General features: G+C 73.5%; 19 protein-coding genes and 1 tRNA gene. 9 read left to right on the forward strand and 11 right to left on the reverse strand.

All coding sequences use genetic code 11. The features are described from left to right. Positions 1 to 483: an SRPBCC family protein gene (locus tag F1C76_17660; protein QNG38152.1), complete on the reverse strand. Its 483-nt coding sequence runs from the start codon at positions 481 to 483 to the stop codon at positions 1 to 3. After that, positions 480 to 794 carry a winged helix-turn-helix transcriptional regulator gene (locus tag F1C76_17665; protein QNG38153.1) on the reverse strand — a complete coding sequence of 105 codons (315 nt, stop codon included), beginning with the start codon at positions 792 to 794 and terminating at the stop codon, positions 480 to 482. Before F1C76_17665 ends, F1C76_17660 begins: the two co-directional genes overlap by 4 nt. Positions 795 to 854: 60 nt before the next feature. Between F1C76_17665 and F1C76_17670 the strand changes: the two genes are divergently transcribed. Further along, the gene (locus F1C76_17670) at positions 855 to 2,075 is read left to right on the forward strand and encodes an amidohydrolase (protein ID QNG38154.1); all 1,221 of its coding nucleotides are present in this window, start codon (positions 855 to 857) and stop codon (positions 2,073 to 2,075) included. Between the two features lie 86 nt (positions 2,076 to 2,161). Here the strand turns inward: F1C76_17670 and F1C76_17675 are convergent, their stop codons facing one another. The 3 genes from F1C76_17675 to F1C76_17685 form a co-directional block, all read right to left on the reverse strand. Continuing rightward, a complete protein-coding gene (locus F1C76_17675; protein QNG38155.1) occupies positions 2,162 to 3,175 on the reverse strand; it encodes a hypothetical protein in 1,014 nt (337 codons plus the stop codon). Between the two features lie 220 nt (positions 3,176 to 3,395). After that, complete coding sequence (gene aceE, locus F1C76_17680; GenBank protein ID QNG38156.1) at positions 3,396 to 6,197, reverse strand: pyruvate dehydrogenase (acetyl-transferring), homodimeric type; 2,802 nt, start codon at positions 6,195 to 6,197, stop codon at positions 3,396 to 3,398. Between the two features lie 436 nt (positions 6,198 to 6,633). Next, entirely contained in the window at positions 6,634 to 6,918 is a 285-nt protein-coding gene (locus F1C76_17685; GenBank protein ID QNG39343.1) for a hypothetical protein, read from the reverse strand. Between the two features lie 123 nt (positions 6,919 to 7,041). On the opposite strand from F1C76_17685, the gene F1C76_17690 reads away from it, so the two are divergent. From F1C76_17690 to F1C76_17700, 3 genes are all read left to right on the forward strand, one after another. Continuing rightward, the gene (locus F1C76_17690) at positions 7,042 to 7,467 is read left to right on the forward strand and encodes a DUF3052 domain-containing protein (protein ID QNG38157.1); all 426 of its coding nucleotides are present in this window, start codon (positions 7,042 to 7,044) and stop codon (positions 7,465 to 7,467) included. 34 nt (positions 7,468 to 7,501) lie between these two features. Beyond that, entirely contained in the window at positions 7,502 to 7,963 is a 462-nt protein-coding gene (locus F1C76_17695) for a peroxiredoxin (protein ID QNG38158.1), read from the forward strand. Positions 7,964 to 7,997: 34 nt separating this feature from the next. Further along, positions 7,998 to 8,069 (forward strand) — tRNA-Val (locus tag F1C76_17700). A 216-nt stretch (positions 8,070 to 8,285) separates the two neighbouring features. Here the strand turns inward: F1C76_17700 and F1C76_17705 are convergent. Next, complete coding sequence (locus tag F1C76_17705) at positions 8,286 to 10,226, reverse strand: FUSC family protein (protein QNG38159.1); 1,941 nt, start codon at positions 10,224 to 10,226, stop codon at positions 8,286 to 8,288. Between the two features lie 102 nt (positions 10,227 to 10,328). On the opposite strand from F1C76_17705, the gene F1C76_17710 reads away from it, so the two are divergent. The 4 genes from F1C76_17710 (at position 10,329) to F1C76_17725 (ending at position 17,407) form a co-directional block, all read left to right on the forward strand. Continuing rightward, positions 10,329 to 14,042 carry an ABC transporter ATP-binding protein gene (locus F1C76_17710; GenBank protein QNG39344.1) on the forward strand — a complete coding sequence of 1,238 codons (3,714 nt, stop codon included), beginning with the start codon at positions 10,329 to 10,331 and terminating at the stop codon, positions 14,040 to 14,042. 121 nt (positions 14,043 to 14,163) lie between these two features. Beyond that, entirely contained in the window at positions 14,164 to 15,522 is a 1,359-nt protein-coding gene (locus tag F1C76_17715; protein ID QNG38160.1) for a Nif3-like dinuclear metal center hexameric protein, read from the forward strand. 53 nt (positions 15,523 to 15,575) lie between these two features. Further along, on the forward strand, positions 15,576 to 16,316 hold the full coding sequence (locus F1C76_17720; protein QNG38161.1) for a hypothetical protein: 741 nt from the start codon (positions 15,576 to 15,578) through the stop codon (positions 16,314 to 16,316). Then, complete coding sequence (locus F1C76_17725; GenBank protein ID QNG38162.1) at positions 16,313 to 17,407, forward strand: bifunctional RNase H/acid phosphatase; 1,095 nt, start codon at positions 16,313 to 16,315, stop codon at positions 17,405 to 17,407. The genes F1C76_17720 and F1C76_17725 overlap by 4 nt, the downstream gene beginning before the upstream one ends. 49 nt (positions 17,408 to 17,456) lie before the next feature. On the opposite strand, the gene F1C76_17730 is transcribed toward F1C76_17725, so the two are convergent. The 3 genes from F1C76_17730 to F1C76_17740 are packed head-to-tail and all read right to left on the reverse strand — an operon-like array spanning position 17,457 to position 19,947. After that, a complete protein-coding gene (locus tag F1C76_17730; protein ID QNG39345.1) occupies positions 17,457 to 18,194 on the reverse strand; it encodes an amino acid ABC transporter ATP-binding protein in 738 nt (245 codons plus the stop codon). 8 nt (positions 18,195 to 18,202) lie between these two features. Next, positions 18,203 to 19,048: an amino acid ABC transporter permease gene (locus tag F1C76_17735; protein QNG38163.1), complete on the reverse strand. Its 846-nt coding sequence runs from the start codon at positions 19,046 to 19,048 to the stop codon at positions 18,203 to 18,205. A 29-nt stretch (positions 19,049 to 19,077) separates the two neighbouring features. After that, positions 19,078 to 19,947, reverse strand: a complete 870-nt coding sequence (locus tag F1C76_17740; protein ID QNG38164.1) for an amino acid ABC transporter substrate-binding protein — start codon at positions 19,945 to 19,947, stop codon at positions 19,078 to 19,080. A 124-nt stretch (positions 19,948 to 20,071) separates the two neighbouring features. Here F1C76_17740 and nadA point away from each other — a divergent pair, with 124 nt between their 5' ends. Then, complete coding sequence (gene nadA / locus F1C76_17745; protein ID QNG38165.1) at positions 20,072 to 21,091, forward strand: quinolinate synthase NadA; 1,020 nt, start codon at positions 20,072 to 20,074, stop codon at positions 21,089 to 21,091. 66 nt (positions 21,092 to 21,157) lie between these two features. On the opposite strand, the gene F1C76_17750 is transcribed toward nadA, so the two are convergent. Together F1C76_17750 and F1C76_17755 are read right to left on the reverse strand one after the other, a co-directional pair. Further along, positions 21,158 to 22,408 carry an arsenic transporter gene (locus F1C76_17750; GenBank protein QNG38166.1) on the reverse strand — a complete coding sequence of 417 codons (1,251 nt, stop codon included), beginning with the start codon at positions 22,406 to 22,408 and terminating at the stop codon, positions 21,158 to 21,160. Then, positions 22,408 to 23,160 carry a sulfite exporter TauE/SafE family protein gene (locus F1C76_17755; protein QNG38167.1) on the reverse strand — a complete coding sequence of 251 codons (753 nt, stop codon included), beginning with the start codon at positions 23,158 to 23,160 and terminating at the stop codon, positions 22,408 to 22,410. Before F1C76_17755 ends, F1C76_17750 begins: the two co-directional genes overlap by 1 nt. Positions 23,161 to 23,171 lie beyond the last annotated feature (11 nt).

Raw genomic sequence — 23,171 nt, forward strand, 5'->3', positions numbered from 1 at the left:
TCAGCCGGCGAGGACGCGGTACCGGGGGAGCTGGTCGGCGAACGCGGCGTCCCAGTCGTGGGTCGCGCCCGTGAGGCGGGCGGCCAGCGCGTCGAGGTGGGCGTGCCACCCGGCCCCGTACCCGGGGGCCTGCCCGGACTGCAGCAGCCGGTGCACCAGGGTGAGCTCGGTGCCGCCGTCGACCGCGCGCAGGTCGTAGCGCACGACGGAGCGGTCCTCGCCGGTGTGGTGCCACTCGTGCTCGAGGGTGTGCGGCGGGTCCCAGGTCAGCACGGAGCCGGTGGTCAGGTCCTCACCGCCGAACTCGATCCGCACCGCCCCGCCCACCAACGGCTCGATCGTCGCCGGCGCCAGCCAGACGCCGAGGTCGGCCGAGGACGTCAGTGCCGTCCAGACCCGTCCCGGCGGGGCCGGGAGGACGCGGACGAAGGTGACGGTGCGGCGGTCGTCGCTGACCGCGGAGTACGTGCCGGTGCTGGTCATGATCGGTCCCTCTCGTCGGTGAGGTGCTGGGCCAGTCGGTCCAGGGCGCCGTCCCAGTGCCGGCGGTAGCGGTCGACCCAGGCGTCGACCTCGGCCAGCGGGGCCGGGTCGAGCCGGTAGACCCGGTGCTGGCCGGCCACCCGGACCCGCACCAGACCGGCCTCCCGCAGCACCCGCAGGTGCCGGGAGACGGCCGGTTGGGTGAGCCCGGGGGCTGCGGCGGCGAGCTCGCCCGCCGTCCGGTCGCCTCCGGCGAGCAGGTCGAGCACGGCCCGGCGGGTGGGCTCGGCGAGCACGGTGAAGACGTCCACTCCCGCACTGTATGACTGCTGCGGCATATGACGCAAGGGCGATCTATCGAGTGGTGAGCGGTGCTACAGACTGTCCCGGTGACTGACGCCGCTCCGCTCCTGGCCGCTGCCCGCGCCGACGCCGACCGCACCGTCGACCTGCGCCGACGGCTGCACCGTCGTCCCGAGGTGGGTCTGCGCCTGCCCGAGACCCAGGCCGCGGTGCTCGAGGCGTTCGCCGAGCTGCCGCTGGAGGTGCGCACCGGCACGACCACCACGTCGGTCGTGGCCGTGCTGCGCGGTTCGACGCCGGGCCCCACCTACCTGTTGCGCGGCGACATGGACGCCCTGCCGCTGCAGGAGGACACCGGGCTGGACTTCGCCTCCGAGATCGACGGCGTCATGCACGCCTGCGGCCACGACACGCACGTCGCGATGCTGGTCGGGGCCGCCCGGCTGCTGTGCGACCGGCGTGACGAGCTGGCCGGGCAGGTCGTCTTCATGCTGCAGCCGGGGGAGGAGGGCCACCACGGCGCCCGCTTCATGCTCGAGGAGGGGCTGCTCGACGTCGTCCCCGAGGCGCCGGTGAGCGGGGCGTTCGCGCTGCACATCAGCACTGCCTTCGAGACCGGCACGGTCAACGTGCGCCCCGGTCCGCTGATGGCCGCCGCCGACCACTTCCGGATCACCCTGCGCGGCGCCGGCGGGCACGCCTCGACCCCCTGGGTGACCGCAGACCCGGTCCCGGCCGCCGCGGAGATCGTGCTGGCGCTGCAGTCGATGGTCACCCGCCGGGTCGACGTCTTCGACCCCGCCGTCGTCACCGTCGGGCACATCAGCGCCGGGACGACGAACAACGTCATCCCGGCCACCGCCTTCCTCGAGGGCACCGTCCGCACCCTGTCGGCTTCTCGACGCGCGGACGTCGTCGCCCGGGTGGAGCGGGTCGCCCGCGGGGTGGCCGAGGCCCACGAGCTGGTCGCGGACTTCGAGCGGGTCGAGGGCTACCCCGTCACCGTGAACGACGCCGAGGTCGCCGCCCAGGTCTCCGCGGTGGCCACCGAGCTGCTCGGAGCTGCGGCCAGCATGCCGATGCCCGACCCGCTGATGGGCGCCGAGGACTGGTCCTACGTCCTGGAGCGCGTCCCCGGCGCGATGGCCTTCCTCGGCGCCTGCCCGCCCGACCTGGTCGTCGGCGAGTCCCCCGGCAACCACTCCAACCTCGTGGTCTTCGACGAGGCGGCGCTGCCGGCGGGGGTCGCGATGTACGCGCAGATGGCGCTGCAGGCCCTCCGCCCCTGAGCGATGATCAGGGTCCTTCACCGCTGTGCGTCCTCCCTCGTGGACGTTCCCAGGGGAGGACGCACGACGGTGGGGTTGGACAGGGGTCAGGCTGGATTCTGGGACCGCGGCGTCGTCCTGAGGCCGCTCTTCCACTGCTCGATCCGGTAGCGGAGCGGCCCGGCAGTGGCTCCCGCTGCGAGCAGCGACCTCACCCGCTCGACCTTCGCCGGCAGCGGCGCGTACAGGTCGGCCGGCCTGATCCGGACCCCGCGCAGGTCGAGGTCGAGCAGGGTGTCGTGCCGGGACTTCTCCGCCCACAGCGCCTCCGCTGGCGTCCCCCGCCAGGGGTCGTCTGTCTTGACCTTGCCGTCGCACTCGCCAAAGACGCCCGCGGCCTCCCACAGCATGTCCAGGATCGCGACCAGACGTCGACCCAGGAGGACGGCGGCCTGCAGGAGCGGCTCCGGGAGTCCCGCGCCCACCAGGGCGAGTCGACTGCGGGTCTCGTGCGGAGAGTGCGCGCCGACCCGGGCGAGGTCGGCGGCGCGGGCTGACCGACCGATGGCCGGCCAGTGCGTCTGACGCAGCACAGCTGTCGTGAGTTCGGCGCGCGTGACGCGACCGTCGGCCAGCGCGTCGTCCATGGCCACGACGGTGTCGGCGACGTCCCACTCGCGGCCGACGTCGACGAGCGTCCGTGCAATCGACGTGAGACGCAGCGGGCCCACCCGGACGATCTCGTCGGCGTCGACGGACGCCTCGGCTACCCGGTAGCCGCGGCCGCTGCGGAACTGGGTGGGATCGGTGAGCCGCACCTCCCGGTCCAGGCCAGGGGGGACGACGAGACCGTGTAGGCGAGCCGCCGACCCGTGGCTGATAGTGACGCCTGATCCGAGCCGGAGGAGGACGGCGGCGCACTCGAGTCGGTGGGCGTCGTCGTCCGCCTCGGCCTGCCGCCAGGCCGCCCCCGAGGTGAAGACGCCGTGCCGGATCCGCCACCACTCACCGGAGCGGAGCAGCGGGCGGATGGCGGTGCGGGGGACGCCGGAGCGGACCGCGTCGCCGGTGGCGAACACCCCGCCGTGACGTTCCATGGCTGCGCGGATGAAGGGGTCCATGCGGGCAGGGTGACCCTGCCCCGACGTCCGTGGCGCCCTCGTCGTGGAGTTGTGGAGGACGCCGCCGTCGGTGGAGAGGCGGACACGGTGGAGGGGCGGGTCGTGCTATCGGGACCGTCCTCCTACGCGAGAGTCCGTCCTCCCCCGTGCACGTTCGCGGGGGAGGACGGACTCTCGTGAAGGACCCTGATCAACGCTCAGGGTGGGCGGGCACCCAGGGTCAGGTGGCCGGGGTGTCCTGGGACTCGTCGACCGGGGCGGCCTCGACCTCGGTGGTCTTGTACTTCTCCACCGCCGAGACGACGACGGAGCGGTCGATCTCGCCGCGGTTGGCCAGCTCGGCCAGGACGCGGACGACGATGGACTCGGCGTCGACCCGGAAGTGCCGGCGCAGGGCCGGGCGGGTGTCGGAGAGACCGAACCCGTCGGTGCCCAGGGAGACCATGCCGGGGACGTAGGGCGTGATGAGGTCCGGTACGGCCTTCATCCAGTCCGACACCGCCACGACCGGGCCCGGGGCGTCGGCGAGCGCGCGGGTCACGTAGGGCACCCGCTGCTCCTCGGCCGGGTGGTCGTGGTTCCAGGCGTCTGCCTCGACGGCGTCGCGGCGCAGCTCGGTCCACGAGGTCACCGACCAGACGTCGGCCGAGACCCCCCAGTCCTGGGCGAGGAGCTCCTGGGCCCGCTGGGCCCACGGGACGCCGACGCCGGAGGCCAGGATCTGGGCCTTCTTCGCGTCGTCGATCCACGGGCCCTGGCTGAGCCGGTACAGACCGGCCAGCAGACCGGAGACGTCCAGGTCCTCGGGCTCGGCCGGCTGCCGGTAGGCCTCGTTGTAGACCGTCAGGTAGTAGAAGACGTTGGGGCTGCGGTCCCCACCCAGCGGGGCACCCGGGTCCTCCCCGTACATCCGGGCCAGGCCGTCCTTGACGATGTGCCCGACCTCGTAGCTGAACGCGGGGTCGTAGGTGACGACGGCGGGGTTGGTCGCGGCCAGGAGCAGCGAGTGCCCGTCCTCGTGCTGCAGGCCCTCGCCGTTCAGCGTCGTCCGGCCGGCGGTGGCACCGAGGGCGAACCCGCGGGTCATCTGGTCGGCCGCGGCCCAGAAGGCGTCGCCGGTCCGCTGGAAGCCGAACATCGAGTAGAAGATGTAGAGCGGGATCATCGGCTCGCCGTGCGTGGCGTAGGAGGACCCGACGGCGGTGAACGACGCGGTGGAACCCGCCTCGTTGATGCCCTCGTGGAGGATCACCCCCGACTCGGACTCCTTGTAGGCCAGCATCAGCTCGCGGTCCACCGAGGTGTAGCGCTGGCCGTGCGGGGAGTAGATCTTCTGCGAGGAGAAGAGGCTGTCCATCCCGAAGGTGCGGGCCTCGTCGGGGATGATCGGCACGAAGCGCGGGCCGAGCTCGGGGTCCTTGAGCAGCTCCTTGAGCAGCCGGACGAACGCCATGGTGGTGGCGACCTCCTGCTTGCCCGAGCCCCGCTTGAGGACGTCGAACGCCTTCTCCTCGGGGGCCTTCAGCGCCTTGGCCGAGGACCGCCGGCGCGGTACCGAGCCACCGAGCTGACGACGCCGCTCGAGCATGTACTGCATCTCGTCGGAGTCCTCGGCCGGCTTGTAGTACGGCGGCAGGGTCTTGTCGAGGGCCTCGTCGGGGATCGGCAGGTACAGCCGGTCGCGGAAGTTCGCGAGGTCCTCGGCGGTCAGCTTCTTCATCTGGTGCGTGGAGTTGCGGCCCTCGAAGTGGCTGCCCAGCGTCCAGCCCTTGATGGTCTTGGCGAGGATGACCGTGGGCTGGCCCTTGTGCTCCAGGGCGGCCTTGTAGGCGGCGTAGACCTTGCGGTAGTCGTGGCCACCGCGCTGCAGGGCCCAGACCTCGTCGTCGGTCATGCCCTCGACCAGCTTGCGGGTGCGGGGGTCGCGGCCGAAGAAGTGCTCGCGGACGAAGGCGCCGTCCTCGGCCTTGTAGGTCTGGTAGTCGCCGTCCGGCGTCTGGTTCATCAGGTTGACCAGCGCGCCGTCGCGGTCGGCGGCCAGCAGCTTGTCCCAGCCGCGGCCCCAGACGACCTTCAGCACGTTCCAGCCGGCGCCGCGGAAGAAGGACTCCAGCTCCTGGATGACCTTGCCGTTGCCGCGGACCGGGCCGTCGAGGCGCTGCAGGTTGCAGTTGATGACGAAGGTGAGGTTGTCCAGCTCCTCGCGGGCGGCGATGCCGATCGCGCCGAGGGATTCTGGCTCGTCCATCTCGCCGTCGCCCAGGAACGCCCAGACGTGCTGGTCGGAGGTGTCGGCGATGCCGCGCCCGTGCAGGTAGCGGTTGTAGCGGGCCTGGTAGATCGCGTTGATCGGGCCCAGGCCCATCGACACGGTCGGGAACTCCCAGAAGTCCGGCATCAGCCGGGGGTGCGGGTAGGACGACAGGCCGCCGCCGGGGTGGCTGACCTCCTGGCGGAAGCCGTCGAGCTGGTGCTCGGTCAGCCGGCCCTCGAGGTAGGCGCGGGCGTAGATGCCGGGGGAGGCGTGGCCCTGGAACCAGATGTGGTCGCCGCCGCCGGGGTGGTCCTTGCCCTTGAAGAAGTGGTTGAAGCCGACCTCGTACAGCGACGCGGAGGACGCGTAGGAGGAGATGTGGCCGCCGACGGCGACGCCCGGGCGCTGCGCCCGGTGCACCATGATCGCGGCGTTCCAGCGGATGTAGGCGCGGATCCGGCGCTCGACGTCCTCGTCACCCGGGAACCACGGCTCCCGCTCCGGCGGGATCGAGTTGATGTAGTCGGTGCTGCGCAGGGCGGGGACGCCGACCTGCTGCTCCCGGCTGCGCTCCAGCATGCGGAGCATCAGGTAGCGGGCACGGCCCTTGCCGGCGTTGTCGACGACGGCGTCGAAGGACTCGAGCCACTCACCGGTCTCGTCCGGGTCGTTGTCGATCAACTGGCTCGGCAGGCCGTCGGTGATGACCGCGCGGGGGGTGCCGATCTCGCGGGCGGGGTCTCCGTCCGACTGCTGCGTGGCGCTCATGGGACACATCGTCTCCTGTCGCTCCCGCGCACGTCACGCCGCCTCGCCTGACAGGGCCTTTCGTCCGCAGTGGTCACGGCGGGGATGCCGGGACGACGGGCCGGTGGTCGGCGTGGCAGTCACCTACTGTGACCCGGAACCGGACCGTCTCGGGTGCGGACGACGGGGCCGTGGGCGGCCCGGGACGGGGGCCGCGTGGGCCGGACCAGGGTGCTGCTGACCGGTGGGCTCGCGGTGGGCCTGCTCGGCCTGACCGGTTGCACGAGCACGGTGCCCGGCACGGCCACCGCGGCAGGGACGACGACGAGCAGCGCGCCGTCCAGCCCGTCCACGTCGTCCAGCTCGTCGGCGCCGTCGTCCTCGTCCTCGTCCGCCCCGACCATCGCCGACGAGGACCTCGACGAGACCCTCGTCTGCGTCCTCCTGAACCTGGGCTTCATCGACGCCAACAGCCAGTACCTCGACTGGCAGGCCGCCACCGCCGCCGGCACCCCGCCGCCGGTGCCCACCGAGCAGGTCGCCGCGACGCTCGACCAGGCGGTGGCCGACAACCAGGGCTCGGTCGCCGGGGCCCGCGAGGGCGCCGTCCGCACCGCCGGGCAGGCCGTCCTGGACCAGGCCACCGCGCTGGCCGCGGCCATGCGCGCCGGGGGCGGCCTCGACGCGTCCGCGCTGGGCGCGGCCTTCGACCAACTGGACGCCGCGTGCCCGGACTGAGCAGGCTCGGCTACCGCTGGGGCGCTCCGTCGGACACACTGACGCACCGACCCGGGCGCGTCGCGGCACAGCGACGCACCCCGGACACACGCAACGGGTTCACTGAGCACATGGAGGACGAGCAGGGATGAGCGTCGACTCGGGCAGCGCCAGCATGGCGGCCCGGCTGGGGATCAAGTCGGGCATGGTCGTGCAGGAGCTCGGCTGGGACGAGGACGCCGACGAGGACCTGCGCGACTCCGTCGTGGACGTCTCCGGCGGCGAGATGGTCGACGAGGACTCCGACGAGGTGGCCGACGTCGTCCTGCTGTGGTGGCGCGAGGAGGACGGCGATCTCATCGACGCCCTCGTGGACTCGCTGGCCTCCCTCGCCGACGAGGGCGTCGTGTGGCTGCTGACCCCCAAGTCCGGCCGCGCCGGACACGTCGAGCCCGGGGACGTCACCGAGGCCGCACCCACCGCTGGACTCCAGCAGACCAGCAGCATCTCCGCGGCCAAGGAGTGGGCCGGCATCCGCCTGGTCACCCCCAAGGCCGCCCGCTCCAAGCGCTGACCCACGGCAGGGGCTCGTGCGGCAGGATCGCCGCATGAGCCTCTCCGTCGGTGACACCGCCCCCGACTTCACGCTGCCCGACTCCGACCGCCAGCCCTTCACGCTGTCCGAGCACCGTGGCAGCCCGGTGCTCGTGGTCTTCTACCCGTTCGCCTTCTCCGGCATCTGCACCGGCGAGCTGTGCCAGCTGCGCGACGACCTCGCCACCTACACCGACGCCGGCGTCACCGTCGTCGCCGTCTCCTGCGACCCCGCTCCCACGCTCAAGGCGTGGAAGGACGAGCAGGGCTTCGACTTCCCGCTGCTCAGCGACTTCTGGCCGCACGGCGAGGTCGCCAAGGCCTACGACGCGTTCTTCGACGTCGCCGGCATGGCCAACCGCGGCACCTTCCTCGTCGACGCCGACGGGAAGATCGCCTTCACCGAGGTCAACGGCCCCGGCGACGCCCGCGCCCAGACCGGCTGGAAGGACGCCGTCGCCGCGCTGGCCTCCTGAACACCGACGGCCCCGCTACGGTGGGGCCGCTCCCGGGCGCGTAGCTCAGCGGTAGAGCTCTCGCCTTACAAGCGAGCGGTCGCAGGTTCGAACCCTGTCGCGCCCACTGGTTGATCGGTCGGCCTCCGGCCTCCAACCGCGCCCAGGATGCGGTGCGGGCTGCGTAGAGCTGCCCCTGCGCTCCTCGGGGAGGACTTCGTCCCCCCGCTCGTCGCGCCCGCTCGCCTCCGGCTCGGGGTCCGCTGCTGTCTGGTCGCCTCGAGTCGTCCTTCGGGGGGACCCTGCGGGCCCCCCGCTCACGACGACGGCCCTTCGGACCCTATTAGTCGCGATGGGCTGGGGTGGTCTGGCGGATCAGCCTGCGGGCGCTGTCGACTTCTCTGGCCACGGGTTCCAGGACTCCGTCGGCGTGGATCTCGGCGTCGTCGGGGAAGAGGTGGAGGCGGAGGTCGTCGGAGAGCTCGCGGATGGAGCGGCGGAGGACGTCGACCTGGCCCTTCGGGGGGATCTCGGCGCCGGCGCGCATCGCGATCACCGCCTCGGTCACCGCGTCCGAGGTGCGCTCCAGCTGCACGATCACCGGGTACCAGGCCGCGGCCCGGGTGCTGATCGGCGGCGGCTCGGCCAACCGGCGCTGCAGCTGGGTCTGCAGCTCGGTCAGCGCCCGGTAACTGGCCCGGCGGGCGCGCCGGGTCGCCTCCGGGGTGTCCCCGAACGCCGCCGCGACGAAGCGGTCCAACGCCGTCGCCGCGCCCCGCAGGGCGTCGTCCAGCGGGGCCTGCCACGTGCCGGGCCACAGCAGGTAGCCGAACACCAGCACGATCGCGCAGCCGATCAGGGTGTCCACCAGCCGGGCGCCCACCAGACCCGAGCTGCTCGGCGCCGCCAGGTCCAGCAGCATCAGCACCAACGGGGTCAGGAAGACCGAGAACAGGCCGAAGTTGGCGTTGCGCGCCCACGGCAGCACCGCCGCCGAGACCGCCATGGCCACCAGCACCCACTCCCGGCCGGGCAGCACCGCCAGCAGCGCCGATCCCAGCAGCACACCCAGGACCGTGCCCACCCCGCGCTGCACCGCCCGGGTGAAGACCGACCCGAAGTCCGGCTTCAGCACGATCGCCACGGTCAGCAGCACCCAGTACGGCCGTTCGATCGGCAGCAGCTGGCGTGCGGCCTCCGCCACCACCATGCACAGCGTCAGCCGGACGACGAAGGCCCTCGAGTCGGCGTTGCCGTAGGTCCGGTCGGCCAGGTCGTGCGCCCGCACCCGCCAGCCCAGGTGCTGCCGGTCGACGGCCGCCCGGGCCCGCTCCTCCGGGTCTCCCACCACCCGCCACACCAACCGCACCGCGTGCCGCACCGCGCGCCGCGTCGTGGGGCCCTCCTCCAGTGCCGGGGGCTGCTCCCCGACCAGTGGACGGCGGGTGCCGACCGCCGCGGCCAGGGCGTGCGTGGCCGTCACGTCCGCCGGGTCGGCGGCCACCCCGGCGCGCGCCGAGGCCACCGCGCCCTCGACCAGGGGGGCCGCGGCGTTCAGCAGCCCGGCGAGCTCGGCCAGCTCCCGGCTGCGCCCCGCCGACGTGCTCCGGCTGTGGATCACCCGGTCGTAGCCGGTGTTCAGCGCCTCGGTGAGCGTGCGTCGGGCGTCGTCGGTGCGGGGGGTGCCGACCGCAGCCAGCAGGTCGCCCAAGGCGGTGAACACCGCCCCGACCGCGCCCCGGTCGGGGTCGGTCTGCTCGGTGCGGGCCTGGACCAGCACCGGCAGGGTCGCCCAGACCGCACCCAGCAGGAAGAACCCGATCTCCACCCCGGGCGACAGCGTGGTCACCAGCCCCGAGGACAGCGCCGTGTAGACCAGCAGCTGCAGGGCCCCCAGGCTCAGCGCGGCGTCGATCGAGCTGATCAGCGCAGCCAGCGCCGAGAGCACCCCGATCACCACGAGCGGCTGCCAGCCCTCGCCGGAGGCGAACTCCCCGGCCAGCAGCCCGACCGCCCCGAACCCGACGGCCGCCACGATCCGGCGCAGCTTCGTGCGCAGCGGACCGGCCTGGGGGGCCAGCGTCGTGGCCAGCGCCCCCGTGGTGCCGAAGACGCCCGCGCCGAGCAGGGCGGGGTCGCTCAGCCCACCGAGCAGGAGCACGAGGACAAGCGGCCCGGGGATCGTGACGGCGAACCGGACGACGTCGCGCCAGGGGACGGCGGGGCTGCTGGTGCGCACCAGCTCCTCCAGCCAGGCCGGCGCGTGCAACCCCCTGTCCGCCACCAGCGCAGCTTCCCACCCGGGAGTGTCAGACCCCCGGCGCACACTGGTGACGTGCCGCCCACCGACCTCCAGACCCGTCCCGGAGCGGCACCCCCGGCCGAGATCGTCGCCCCTCCCGCCGAGACCGGGGGCTGGCTGCGCCGGCTCACCGGCTACTGCCTGCGCCACCGGGGCGACCTGGTCGGTGCCTTCGCTGCCGCGCTGCTCGGCTCGGTCATCGCCGCCGGGGTGCCGCTGGTGGTCCGCGCCGTCGTCGACGACGTGGTCGCCGGGGGCACCGGGTCGGTCGCGGCCTACGTCTGGCTGCTCGTCGCGGCCGGTGCGGTGCGCTTCGGCGCCGGGTTCGTGCGCCGCTTCCTGGCCGGGCGGCTGAGCCTGGACGTGCAGTACGACATGCGCAACGACGTCGCGACGGCGCTGTCCCGCCTCGACGGCCCGGCCCAGGACCGGCTGCAGACCGGGCAGGTGGTCAGCCGGTCGATCTCCGACGTGACCCTGGTCCAGGGCCTGCTCGCCTTCCTGCCCAACCTGGCCGGCAACGCGCTGCTCTTCGTCGCCTCGATCGTGGTCATGGCCTGGCTGTCCCCGCTGCTCACCCTGGTCGCCCTCGCCGTGGGCCCGGCGCTGTGGTGGCTGGCGCTGCGCTCGCGCCGCGACCTCTTCCCGGCCAACTGGGCCGCCCAGCAGCAGGCCGGGGCGGTCGCCGGGGACGTCGAGGCCGCGGTCACCGGTGTGCGGGTGGTCAAGGGCTTCGGCCAGGAGGACCGCGAGCTCGACCGGCTCGACGGTGCCACCCGGCGGCTCTTCGGCGCCCGGATGCGGGTCGTCCGGTTCACCTCCCGCTACAACCCGGCGCAGCAGGCGGTGCCCGCGCTGGGTCAGGTCGGCGTCCTGGGGTTCGGCGGCTGGCTGGCGCTGGAGGGCCAGATCAGCCTGGGCACCTTCCTGGCCTTCGCCACCTACCTCGCCGCGCTGGTCTCCCCGGTCCGCCAGCTCGCCGCCGTCCTGGTCATCGGCCAGCAGGCCCGGGCCGGCGTCGAGCGGGTGCTGGAGATCGTCGACACCCGCCCCGTGCTCACCTCGGGCACCGCACCGGTGCCGGCCGGCCCGTTGTCGGTCGAGCTCGACGACGTCACGTTCGCCTTCGGGGACGGCGACCCGGTGCTGTCGGGGGTGTCGCTGGCCGTCCGGCCGGGGGAGACCCTGGCGCTGGTCGGCACCGCGGGCTCGGGCAAGTCCAGCGTGGTCACGCTGCTGCCCCGGTTCTACGACCCGACCGGCGGCACGGTGCGGGTGGGCGGGGTCGACGTCCGGGAGCTGGACACCGAGGCGTTGCGTGGGGCGCTCGGCGTGGTGTTCGAGGACAGCTTCCTGTTCTCCGACACCGTCCGCGCCAACATCGCCTTCGGTCGGCCCGACGCCACCGACGCCGAGGTGCAGGCCGCGGCCCGGGCCGCCCAGGCCGACGGGTTCATCGCCGAGCTGCCGCTGGGCTACGACAGCGTGGTCGGCGAGCAGGGGCTCACGCTGTCCGGCGGGCAGCGCCAGCGCGTGGCCCTGGCCCGGGCCCTGCTCACCGACCCGCGGGTGCTGGTGCTCGACGACGCCACCTCCGCCGTCGACGCCGCGGTCGAGGCCCGCATCCACACCGCGCTGCGCACCGGCGCGCACGGCTCGGCCAGCCGCACCACGCTGCTGGTCGCCCACCGTGGGTCCACCCTCGCGCTGGCCGACCGGGTCGCGGTGCTCGATGCCGGCCGGGTGGTCGACGTCGGCACGGCGGCCGAGCTCGAGCTGCGCTGCCCGCTGTACCGGCTGCTGCTGTCCGGGCGCACCGAGGGCGGCGAGCCCGAACCCGAGGCCGTCCCCACCGGCACCGACCCGGCGGCCTGGCCCGACGTCGCCGAGGACGTCACGGCCCGGGAGGTGCAGGGCCCGGCGGACTCCATCGGCGGACGCGGCTCGGCCCAGGCGGCCGCGGCGCCGACGCCGGGCCTGCGGGCCCTGGTCGCCGCACTGCCGCCCACCGACGACGACCCCGAGGTGCCGGCCGAGCGGGCCCGCGCCGCGGACCCCGGTTTCACCCTGGGCAGCCTGCTCAAGCCCTTCCGCTGGGTGCTTGCGGTGGCCCTGCTGCTCACCGGGGCCGACGCGGTCGCCCAGATCGCGGTGCCGGCCCTGGTCCGCAGCGGCATCGACGACGGGGTCTCCGGCGGGTCGCTGAGCGCGCTGCTGGTGATCACCGGCATCGCGCTGGCCGTCGTGCTGGCCGACTGGGCGGTGACGATCGGCTCCACCTGGCTGACCGGCCGCACCGGTGAGCGGCTGCTCTACACGCTGCGGGTCAAGACCTTCGCCCAGCTCCAGCGGCTGGGGCTGGACTACTACGAGCGCGAGCTCGGCGGCCGGATCATGACCCGGATGACCACCGACGTCGACGCGTTGTCGGCGTTCCTGCAGACCGGGTTGACCACCGCGGTGGTCAGCGTGCTGACCCTGGTCGGGGTGCTGGTCGCCCTGGTGCTCCTGGACGGCGAGCTCGCCCTGGTGCTGGTGGCCACCCTGCCGGTGCTCCTGGTGACCACGATCTGGTTCCGCGCGCGCTCGGTGCCGGCCTACACCGAGGCCCGGGAGCGGGTCAGCGCCGTCAACGCACGGCTGCAGGAAGACGTCGCGGGCGTCCGGGTCACCCAGGCCTCGGTGCGCACCGACCTCTCGCTGGCGGTCTTCCGGGAACGGGCGAAGGCCTACCGTGACGTGCGGCTGCGGGCCCAGCGCTACATCGCCACCTACTTCCCGTTCGTTGAGTTCCTCTCCGAGATCGCCGTCGCCGCGGTGCTCGTGGTGGGTGCGGCCCGGCTGTCGTCGGGGACGATCACCGCCGGCGTCCTGGTGGCCTTCCTGCTCTACGTGGGCACGTTCTTCTCACCCGTCCAGTCGCTGTCCCAGGTCTTCGACAGCTACCAGCAGGCAGCCGTGGGCCTCCGCCGGTTGCGCGACCTGCTGCGCACCCCGACGTCCACCCCGGCCGCCGCCGACCCCCGCCCGGTCGGCCGGCTGCGCGGTGAGGTCCGCCTCGACGGCGTCACGTTCGCCTACGCCGGGGCCGACACCCCGGCACTGCGCGACGTCTCGCTGACCATCGCACCGGGGGAGACCGTCGCGCTGGTGGGGGAGACCGGGGCCGGCAAGTCCACCGTGGTCAAGCTGATCGCCCGCTTCTACGACCCCACCGCGGGCAGCGTCCGGGTCGACGGCGAGGACCTCCGCGAGCTGGACCTGCTCGGCTACCGGGCACGGCTGGGGGTGGTGCCCCAGGAGGCGTACCTCTTCGAGGGGACGGTCCGGGACGCCGTGGCCTACGGCCGACCCGGGGCGACCGACGCCGAGGTCGAGGCCGCCGCCCGCGCCGTCGGGGCGCACGCGATGGTCGCCGCCCTGCCGCAGGGCTACCGCACCCGGGTGGGCGAGCGGGGCCGGTCGCTGTCGGCCGGCCAGCGCCAGCTGCTGGCCCTGGCCCGGGCCGAGCTGGTCGACCCCGACGTGCTGCTGTTCGACGAGGCCACCGCGTCGCTGGACCTGGCCACCGAGGCCGCGGTCAACCGGGCTGCCGACGCGCTGGCCCAACGGCGCACCACCGTCGTGGTCGCCCACCGCCTGACCACCGCGGCCCGCGCCGACCGGGTCGTGGTCCTCGACCACGGCCGGGTCGTGCAGGTCGGCCCGCACGCCGAGCTGGTGGGGGTGGAGGGCCCGTACGCGGTGCTCTGGGCCGCCTTCTCCGCCAGCGAGGACGACGACCCGTTGATGGACTGAGTGCGCCGCCGGGGCCGGGCGACACGTCGGTCGCCGTGGATCGCGGACGGTGAGGTCACCCACAACCGGAGTGCGCGACACCCACCCGTCCAGGAGGCGTCCGGCGCGCGAACACGGGGAGATGACCACCGCCCGCCGTGAACCCGCTGAGAGCCACCCCACCCCGGGGAGGGCAGACCGACACGTCATGACGAGCCGAGCCCAGCTCGCTCACCTACAGTCCGGTCCTGTGGCACTCCCGGCGCACGAAGGCGCGCACTCCGACCCGTTGGCGACGGTCCGTGAGCTCCCGCTCCCGGGCGCGCCGCTGAGCGAGGTGGTCGCGGCGCTGGACGCGCGGTACGACCCGGCCCTGGCCGAGAGCTGGGACGCCGTCGGCCTGGTCTGCGGCGACCCCGCCGAGGCCGTCCACTCGGTGCTCTTCGCCGTCGACCCGACCGACGCGGTCGTGGACGAGGCCATCGAGGCCGGGGTCGACCTGGTCGTCACCCACCACCCGCTGTTGCTGACCCCGGTGCACGGTGTGCCCGCTGACGACCCCAAGGGCCGCATCGTCCACCGGCTCATCCGGGCTGGGATCGGGCTCTTCGTCGCCCACACCAACGCCGACCGGGCCGCCGACCACGGCGTCAACGACGCGCTGGCCTCCGCCCTGGGCGTGGCCAACGCCGTCCCGCTGGAGTCGGTCGCCGCGCCGCTGACCGACACCCTGGTGGTGTTCGCCCCCGTCGAGGAGGGCGACCGGCTCGTCGACGCGCTCTCCGCGGCCGGCGCCGGCGTGATCGGCGACTACACGCGGTGCGCCTGGCAGACCACCGGCACCGGGACCTTCATCCCCGGCAACGAGACCAACCCGGCGATCGGCACGCACGGCACCCTCGAGCGCGTCCCGGAGACCCGGCTGGAGATGGTCGTGCCCCGTGCGGCCCGCGCCGAGGTGCTGCGCGCCCTGCACGAGTGGCACCCCTACGAGGACCCGGGCTACGCGGTCTTCGAGAACTCCTCCACCCCCACCCGGGCGGGCCTGGGCCGGGTCGGCGAGCTGACCCACCCGATCACGCTGCGCGAGTTCGCCGAGCGGGCCGCCGCCGTGCTCCCCGCCACCGCCGCAGGCGTGCGGGTCGCCGGTGACCCCGACCGGGTCATCCGCACCGTGGCCCTCTGCGGGGGCAGCGGCGGGTCGCTCATCGACACCGCGCGGGCCGCCGGCGCCGACGTCTTCCTCACCAGCGACCTCAAGCACCACCCGGTCGTCGACGCCGGCGAGGTGTCGGGCCCGGCCCTGGTCGAGGTCGCGCACTACGCGACGGAGTACCCGTGGCTGCCGGTCGCCGCCGACGTCCTGTACCGGGACCTCGGCGCCCGCGTCGAGGTCACGGTCTCCCGGCGGCGCACCGACCCGTGGACGATGCACGTGTCCCAGCAGGTCGCCGAGGTGCCGGCTCCCGGCGTCTACGCCGCCTCCGACACCGCCGACTGACCCTCCGGTCGGAGGCGGTACGGCACGCCCTCCGCCGCGGGTAGGTTGGACGGGTGCAGGCCGACCACTTCGACCAGCAGAAGCTGCTGGCACTCGCCGCGGAGGACGTCGCGCTCGCGCAACTCGCCCACCGCCGGCGCACCCTTCCCGAACACGCTGCCGTCGCCGAGGCAGAGGACGCCCAACGGGCCTTCTCCGCCGACGTGGTGCGCGCGCAGACCGAGGTCCGTGACCTCGACCGCGAGCAGAAGCGGCTGGAGGCCGACGTCGACACCGTGCGGGCCCGGTCGGCCCGTGACCAGCAGAAGCTGGACTCCGGGGCGGCCTCGCCCAAGGAGATGACCAGCCTGCAGCAGGAGATGGAGTCCCTCGCCCGGCGCCAGGGCGACCTGGAGGACCAGGTCCTCGAGCTGATGGAACGCCGGGAGGCCTCCGACGCCACGCTGGCGACGGCCCAGACCGGTCTCGACGGTGCCCGGGCCCAGCAGGACGAGGCCGAGGGCCGCCGCGACGCCGCGCTGGCCGAGATCACCGAGGGCGAGCAGGAGCACGGCGCCAAGCGCGAGGAGATCGCCGGCACCGTCAGCGCCCCGCTGCTGGCGCTGTACGAGCGGGTCCGCACGCAGACCGGGGGCACCGGGGCGGCTGCGCTGCACGCCCGCCGCTGCGAGGGGTGCCGGATCGAGCTCTACGGCACCGAGCTGGCCGCGGCCCGTAACGCCGACCCGCACACCGTGCTGCGCTGCGAGAACTGCAACCGGATCCTGGTCCGCACCGCCGAGTCCGGTCTGTGAGCCGCCGTCTCGTCATCGAGGCAGACGGCGGGTCCCGGGGCAACCCCGGTCCGGCCGGCTACGGCGCCCTGGTGAAGGACGCCGACACCGGGCGGCTGCTGGCCGAGCGGGCCGCGTCGGTCGGCCGCGCCACCAACAACGTGGCCGAGTACGGCGGTCTGGTCGCGGGGCTCGAGGCCGCGTTGGGCATCGACCCGACCGCGACCGTCGAGGTGCGGATGGACTCCAAGCTCGTCGTCGAGCAGATGTCGGGCCGCTGGCAGATCAAGCACCCGGACATGAAGAAGCTGGCCGTCCAGGCCCGCGACCTGGCCCGGCAGCTCGCCCAGGTGCGCTACACCTGGATCCCGCGCGCGCAGAACTCCGCCGCCGACGCGTTGGCGAACTCCGCGATGGACGGCAAGCCGGTGCACCGCGACCTCGGGACCGACGCGGTCGCCGTCGAGGAGCCCGCGGCCCCGGCCGGCCCCCCGCCGCCGGTGGTCACCACCACCACGCTGCTGCTGCGGCACGGCCGGACGGCGCACACCCCCGAGCGTCGGTTCAGTGGCAGCAGCGACCTGGACCTGTCGGACCTGGGCCGGGCCGATGCCGCCGCCGCCGCGCAGGCGATGGTGGGTCGCGGCATCGAGGCGATCGTGTCCTCCCCGCTCAAGCGCTGCCGGCAGACCGCCGGCGCCGTCGCCGAGGTGCTCGACACGGGCATCGAGGTCGACCGCGACCTGCGCGAGCTGGACTTCGGTGGCTGGGAGGGGATGACCGGCACCGAGGCGCTGGCGGCCAACCCGCTGGCCTTCCGGCGCTGGCGCACCGCGCTCGACGTCCGCCCGCCCGGTGGGGAGTCGATCGTCGACGTGTCCACCCGGGTCGCCGCGGCCCGCGCCCGCATCCTCGAGCGGCACGCCGGGAAGACCGTGCTGATCGTCAGCCACGTGACGCCGATCAAGCTGATGCTCGCCGCCGGCCTGGGCGTGGGCGACGAGGTCGTCTACAAGGTCTTCCTGGAGGCCGCGTCGCTCTCCACGGTCACGTGGGGCACCGACGGTTCGTCGTCCGTCCGCCTGGTCAACGACACGTCGCACCTGGCCTGACGAGAAGCGCCCTTCTCGTCAGCACGGCTGACGAGAAGGGCGCTTCTCCTCAGAGGCGGCCGGCGTCGATGACGCGGGAGAGGAACTGGCGGGTGCGGGCCTCGACCGGCTCGCCGAGCACCTGCTCCGGCGGGCCGGACTCCAGGACGACGCCGTCGGACAGGAAGCACACCGTGTCGGCGACCTGCTTGGCGAAGCCCATCTCGTGGGTGGCCATCACGATGGTCATGCCCTGCGCGGCGACCTCGCGGACCACCCGCAGCACCTCACCGACCAGCTCGGGGTCCAGCGCCGAGGTGATCTCGTCCAGCAGCAGCACCCGGGGGCGCACCGCCAGGGCCCGGGCGATGGCCACCCGCTGCTGCTGACCGCCGGAGAGCCGGTCGGGGTACTCCCCGGCCTTGTCGGCCAGCCCGATCCGCTCCAGCAGGCCGAGTGCCTCCTCGCGGGCGTCGGCCTTGGAGCGGCCGTGCACGCGCACCGGGGCCAGGGTCACGTTGTCCAGCACGGTCATGTGCGGGAACAGGTTGAACGCCTGGAACACCACGCCCAGGCGCCGGCGGACCGCGTCGGCGTCCACCCGGGGGTCGGTGACGTCCTCGCCGTCGAGCAGCACCTGACCGTCGTCCACGGTCTCCAGCAGCGACGTGCAGCGCAGCAGGGTCGACTTGCCCGACCCCGAACCGCCGATCAGCGCGACCACCTGGTGCTCGCCGACGGCGAGGTCCACCCCGCGGAGCACCACGTTGTCCCCGAACGCCTTCACGACGCCCCGCACGTCCAGCACCGGCTCGGTCACAGGACGCTCCCGCTCTGCTGACGACGACGGGCCCGGGCGGCGACGCCGTCGGCGATCCGGGCCGAGGGGACGGCGAGCAGCACGAAGAGCAGCCCGGCGACGACGTAGGGCGTGAAGTTGAAGGTCTGCCCGACGATGATCTGCGCCTGGCGGACGGCGTCGATCGCGCCCAGCACCGAGATGAGCCCGACGTCCTTCTGCAGGGCGACGAAGTCGTTCAGCAGCGCGGGGGTCACGTTGCGGACGGCCTGGGGCAGCACCACGATCCGCATCGACTGCCGGTGCGAGAGACCCAGCGAGCGGGCGGCGGCGCGCTGGCTGGGGTGCACCGACTCGATCCCGGCGCGGAACACCTCGGCGACGTAGGCCGAGTAGGTCAGCACGATCGCCGTCGTCCCCAGCACGAAGGGGGAGGTGGGCAGCCCCTGCAGCTGCAGCGCCGGGAAGCCGAAGCCCACCAGGTACAGCGTGATGATCAGCGGCATGCCGCGGAACAGGTCGACGTAGCCGGTGGCCAGGATGCGCAGCGGGGCGAACGCCGGGCCGCGCAACGTGCGCAGGACCGCGATGCCGAGGCCCAGCACCAGCACGCACAGTCCGCCGACGACGAGCACCTGCACGTTGAGCCACAGGCCCTGCAGGATCTCGGGGAAGGAGTCTCGGGCGACGTCCAGGGAGAAGAACGTGGCCTGCACCCGGGGCCAGCCCGGGGACCGGGTGACGACGAGGTAGGCGACGACGAAGAAGACCAGCGTCGAGCCCAGCGCCACCAGGGTGGACCGCCGGGAACGGCGGGCCCGGAAGGCCCGCCGTCCCAGTTCAAGCTCCGAGGGCGCCGGCATGCCCGGCGCCCCGCCGGTGACGGTGGCGGTCAGTTCAGGACCGGTGCGTCGGCGGCCTGGGACAGCCACTGGTCCTGCAGGTCGGCCAGCGTGCCGTCGGCCTCCAGGGCGTCCACGGCCTGGCTGACGCAGTCGGTCAGCGGGGAGTCCTTGGCCAGCAGCAGTCCGAACTGGTCGCCGCTCTCGCCGGAGTCGGCGACCTGGCCGACGATCAGGCCGTCGTCCAGCTCGGCGCTGGTGATGAAGAAGGCGGTGGGCAGGTCGACGACGATCGCGTCGACCTGACCGTTCTGCAGCGCGAGCTTGGCGTCGTCGTTGGTGTTGAACACGACCGGGTCGGTGGTCGGGTCGATGACGTCGGTCAGCACGGTGAGGCTGGTGGTGGCCACCTGGGCGCCGAGGCGCAGGTCCTGCAGGTCGGCCAGGCTGGTCGCGCCGTCTGCCGCGGAGCCCGCGGTGGTGATCACGGCCTGGGTGGCGGTGTAGTACGGCGAGGAGAAGTCCACGGCCTGACGGCGCTCGTCGTTGATCGTGAACTGGTTGATGTCGAAGTCGAAGGACTTGTCCCCGGGGGAGATCGCGGTGTTGAACTGCACCCGCGTCCACTCGACCTGGTCCTCGGTGTAGCCGAGCTGCTCGGCGACCGCGTAGGCCACCGCGGACTCGTAGCCCTCGCCGTTCGTCGGGTCGTCGTCGACCATCCACGGCTCGTAGGCCGGCTGGTCGGTGGCGATGGTGAGGGTGTCGTCGGCGACGGTGTCCAGGTCGGCCGGGGCGCAGGAGCCGCCGCCGCTGCTGCCGGACGCGCCGGCGTCGGAGGAGGACTCCTGGGGGGCGCAGGCGGTGACCGCCAGGGCGGTGGTGGCGAGCACGGCGAGAGCGAGCGGGCGACGGCGCATGAGGTCCTCAAGAGCTTGAGCATCGGGGGGAACGCGCAGATCGTAAGGGCAGGCTGGGCACCGGCGGTCGGCGGCGACGGGGGATCATGGTCACCGTCAGCGCCGTCGACCCCCGGGAGCTCCCATGACGATCGCCCCAGCCGCCCCCATCGGTGACGAGCGGACGCTGTCCCCGGCGCAGTACGAGGAGTGGGCCGCCGAGGTCCGCCGGCTGGCCGACGAGCGCGGCGCCGTCGTCCTGGCGCACAACTACCAGGTGCCCGAGATCCAGGACGTCGCCCACCACACCGGTGACTCGCTCTACCTGTCCCGGGTCGCCGCCGAGACCGACGCCCGCGAGATCGTCTTCTGCGGCGTCCACTTCATGGCCGAGACCGCCAAGATCCTGTCCCCGGACAAGACCGTGCTGCTGCCCGACCTCGACGCCGGCTGTTCCCTGGCGGACTCGATCACCGCCGACCAGCTGCGCGAGTGGAAGGCCGAGCACCCCGGCGCCGTCGTCGTCAGCTACGTGAACACCACCGCCGCGGTGAAGGCCGAGACCGACGTCTGCTGCACCAGCTCCAACGCCGCCGACGTCATCCGCTCGATCCCCGAGGACCGCGAGATCCTCTTCTGCCCCGACCAGTTCCTCGGCGCGCACGTCAAGCGGGTCACCGGTCGGCAGGACATCCACATCTGGGCCGGGGAGTGCCACGTGCACGCGGGCATCTCACCCTCCGACGTCCGCTCGCAGATCGCCGCCCACCCCGACGCGGAGATCCTGGTGCACCCCGAGTGCGGCTGCACCACCTCGGTGCTGGACCTGGTCAGCAACGGCGACCTGCCCGCCGACCGCACCCGGGTGCTGTCCACCGGGGGCATGGCCGAGGCCGCCCAGGCGACGACGGCCAAGCAGGTGCTGGTGGCCACCGAGATCGGCATCCTGCACCAGCTGCGCAACCTCAACAGCGTCACCGAGTTCCTGCCGATGAACTCCCGCGCCGCCTGCCGCTACATGAAGATGATCACCCCGGCCAAGCTGCTGCGGACCCTGCAGACGGGCAGCGGCGCGATCGAGGTGCCGACGGAGATCGCGACGAAGGCCCGCCGCGCTGTGGAGGCGATGATCGCCATCGGCGACCCCGGCCGCGGCGGGGAATGACGAAGGAACCTCTGCACCCCCTGACGAGCCGCTCAGGGGGTGCAGAGGTTCCTTTGTCAGGGGGTGTCAGACCTGCAGCGCGGCCCAGAGGGCGACGGTGGCCAGCACCAGGGTGATCGGCACCGTCGCCAGCCCGACCAGGCTGAAGCGGGCCGGGCTGGGGGACTCCTCACCGGTCGCGGCGAACACCCGGCGCCACAGCAGGTTGGCCAGCGAGCCCACGTAGGTCAGGTTGGGGCCCACGTTGACCCCGATGAGGACGGCGAGCAGCGTCGGCGGGCCACCCACCGCGGCGGCCGGCAGCAGGGCGAGGGTGGCCGGCAGGTTGTTGAGCAGGTTCGCGACGACGGCGGAGACCGCGGCGACGGCCAGCAGCGCCAGCAGGCTCTCGCCGTCCGGCAGCACGGCGGTGAGCAGCCGCTCGAGGCCGTTGAGCTGCAGGCCCAGCACGATGACCGCCAGGCCGAACACGAAGAGCGCGAACGGCAGGTTGGCCGCGGCGAGCAGGTCGGCGGGGCGGGTGCGCCGGGTGGCCAGCTGCTTGCCGGCCAGCACGAGCACCCCGATCAGCGCCGGCCAGACGGGGGAGAGGTCGACCAGCGAGGAGACCCCGAACCCGATCACGGTGAGGACGACGACGGCCAGCGCGAGGCGGGGTGTCGGCGGGACGTCGTGCACCGGCTCGCCCACCGGGACCCGCAGGTCGGCCCGGAACAGCCAGCGCAGCACCACGTACTCGACCAGCACGGCGACCACCCAGGGCCCGGCCATCAGCGCGGTGAAGTGCAGGAACGTCAGCCCGGTCGCGGCGAAGGCGAGCAGGTTGGTCAGGTTCGACACCGGCATCAGCAGCGAGGCCGAGTTGGCCAGGTGCCCGGCGGCGTAGGCGTGCGGGCGGGCCGGCACCCGCATCCGGGCGGCGGTGGCCAGCACGACCGGGGTGAGCAGCACGACGGTCGCGTCGAGGCTGAGCACGGCGGTGACGACGGCGGACAGCGCGACCACCCGGACCAGCAGGCCCTGCGACGAGCGGCCGGCCCGGCGGGCGGTCACCGCGGCCGACCAGGAGAACAGGCCCTCCCGGTCGGCCAGGTCGCTCAACAGCAGGATCACCACGAGGAAGCCGACCGTGGGGGCGATCTCCCGCACGGTGGCCTCGGCGTCGGGCCAGCCGACCACGCCGAGCACCGCCAGCAGCAGCGCGCCGGGGACGGCGACGGCGGCACCGGGCAGCCGGGGCGAGTCGACGACGGCCGCGACCAGGGAGGCCACGAGCAGCACACCGGCGACCAGGAGGGCCACCACGTCCACGTCCATCAACGGAGGAAGAGGTAGGCCGCGACGGCGACGCCGAAGACCACGATGAACACCCGCAGCGGGGTGGTCGGGATCCTGGAGGCGACCCGGGCACCGAGGAAGCCCCCGACCAGCGCGGCCGGGGCGCAGACGGCGACCAGCAGCCAGTCGACGGGGCCGAAGAAGCCGAAGACCACCACCGTGGTGCTGGCGGTGACCAGGGCGAGCAGGCTCTTGACCGCGTTGGCCAGCTTCAGCCGGCCCAGCCCGATGGCCAGCACCGCGGTGAGGATGACGCCGAGCGCGCCGCCGAAGTAGCCGCCGTAGACGCAGGCCAGGAACACCACGACGTAGAGCCACAGCGGGTCGCGGCGCTCGCCGTCGGTCTCCCGGGCCTTGAGGCGCTTGGTGAGGAGCGGCTGCAGCCCGATGAGCAGGCTGGCCAACAGCACCAGCACCGGCACGATCGTGTCGAAGGCGCTCGAGGGGGTGGTCAGCAGCAGGATGCTGCCCGCCGTCCCGCCCAGGGTGGCGACCACCGACATCGCGACCAGCCGCCGGCGCTGGCCGGCGTAGTGGTCCCGGAAGCCGATGACCGCGCCGAGGTACCCCGGCCACTGGGCGACGGAGTTGCTGACGTTGGCGGCCACCGTGGGCAGCCCGAGCGCGACCAGGGTGGGGAACAGGATCAGGGAGCCACCGCCGGCGATGGAGTTGATCCCACCGGCCAGCAGGGCGACCCCCGCAGCGATGAGCAGGTCGACGACGGACACGAGCGGCGAGC

Source organism: Geodermatophilaceae bacterium NBWT11 (genome assembly GCA_014218215.1).
Classification (GTDB): Bacteria; Actinomycetota; Actinomycetes; order Mycobacteriales; family Geodermatophilaceae; genus Klenkia.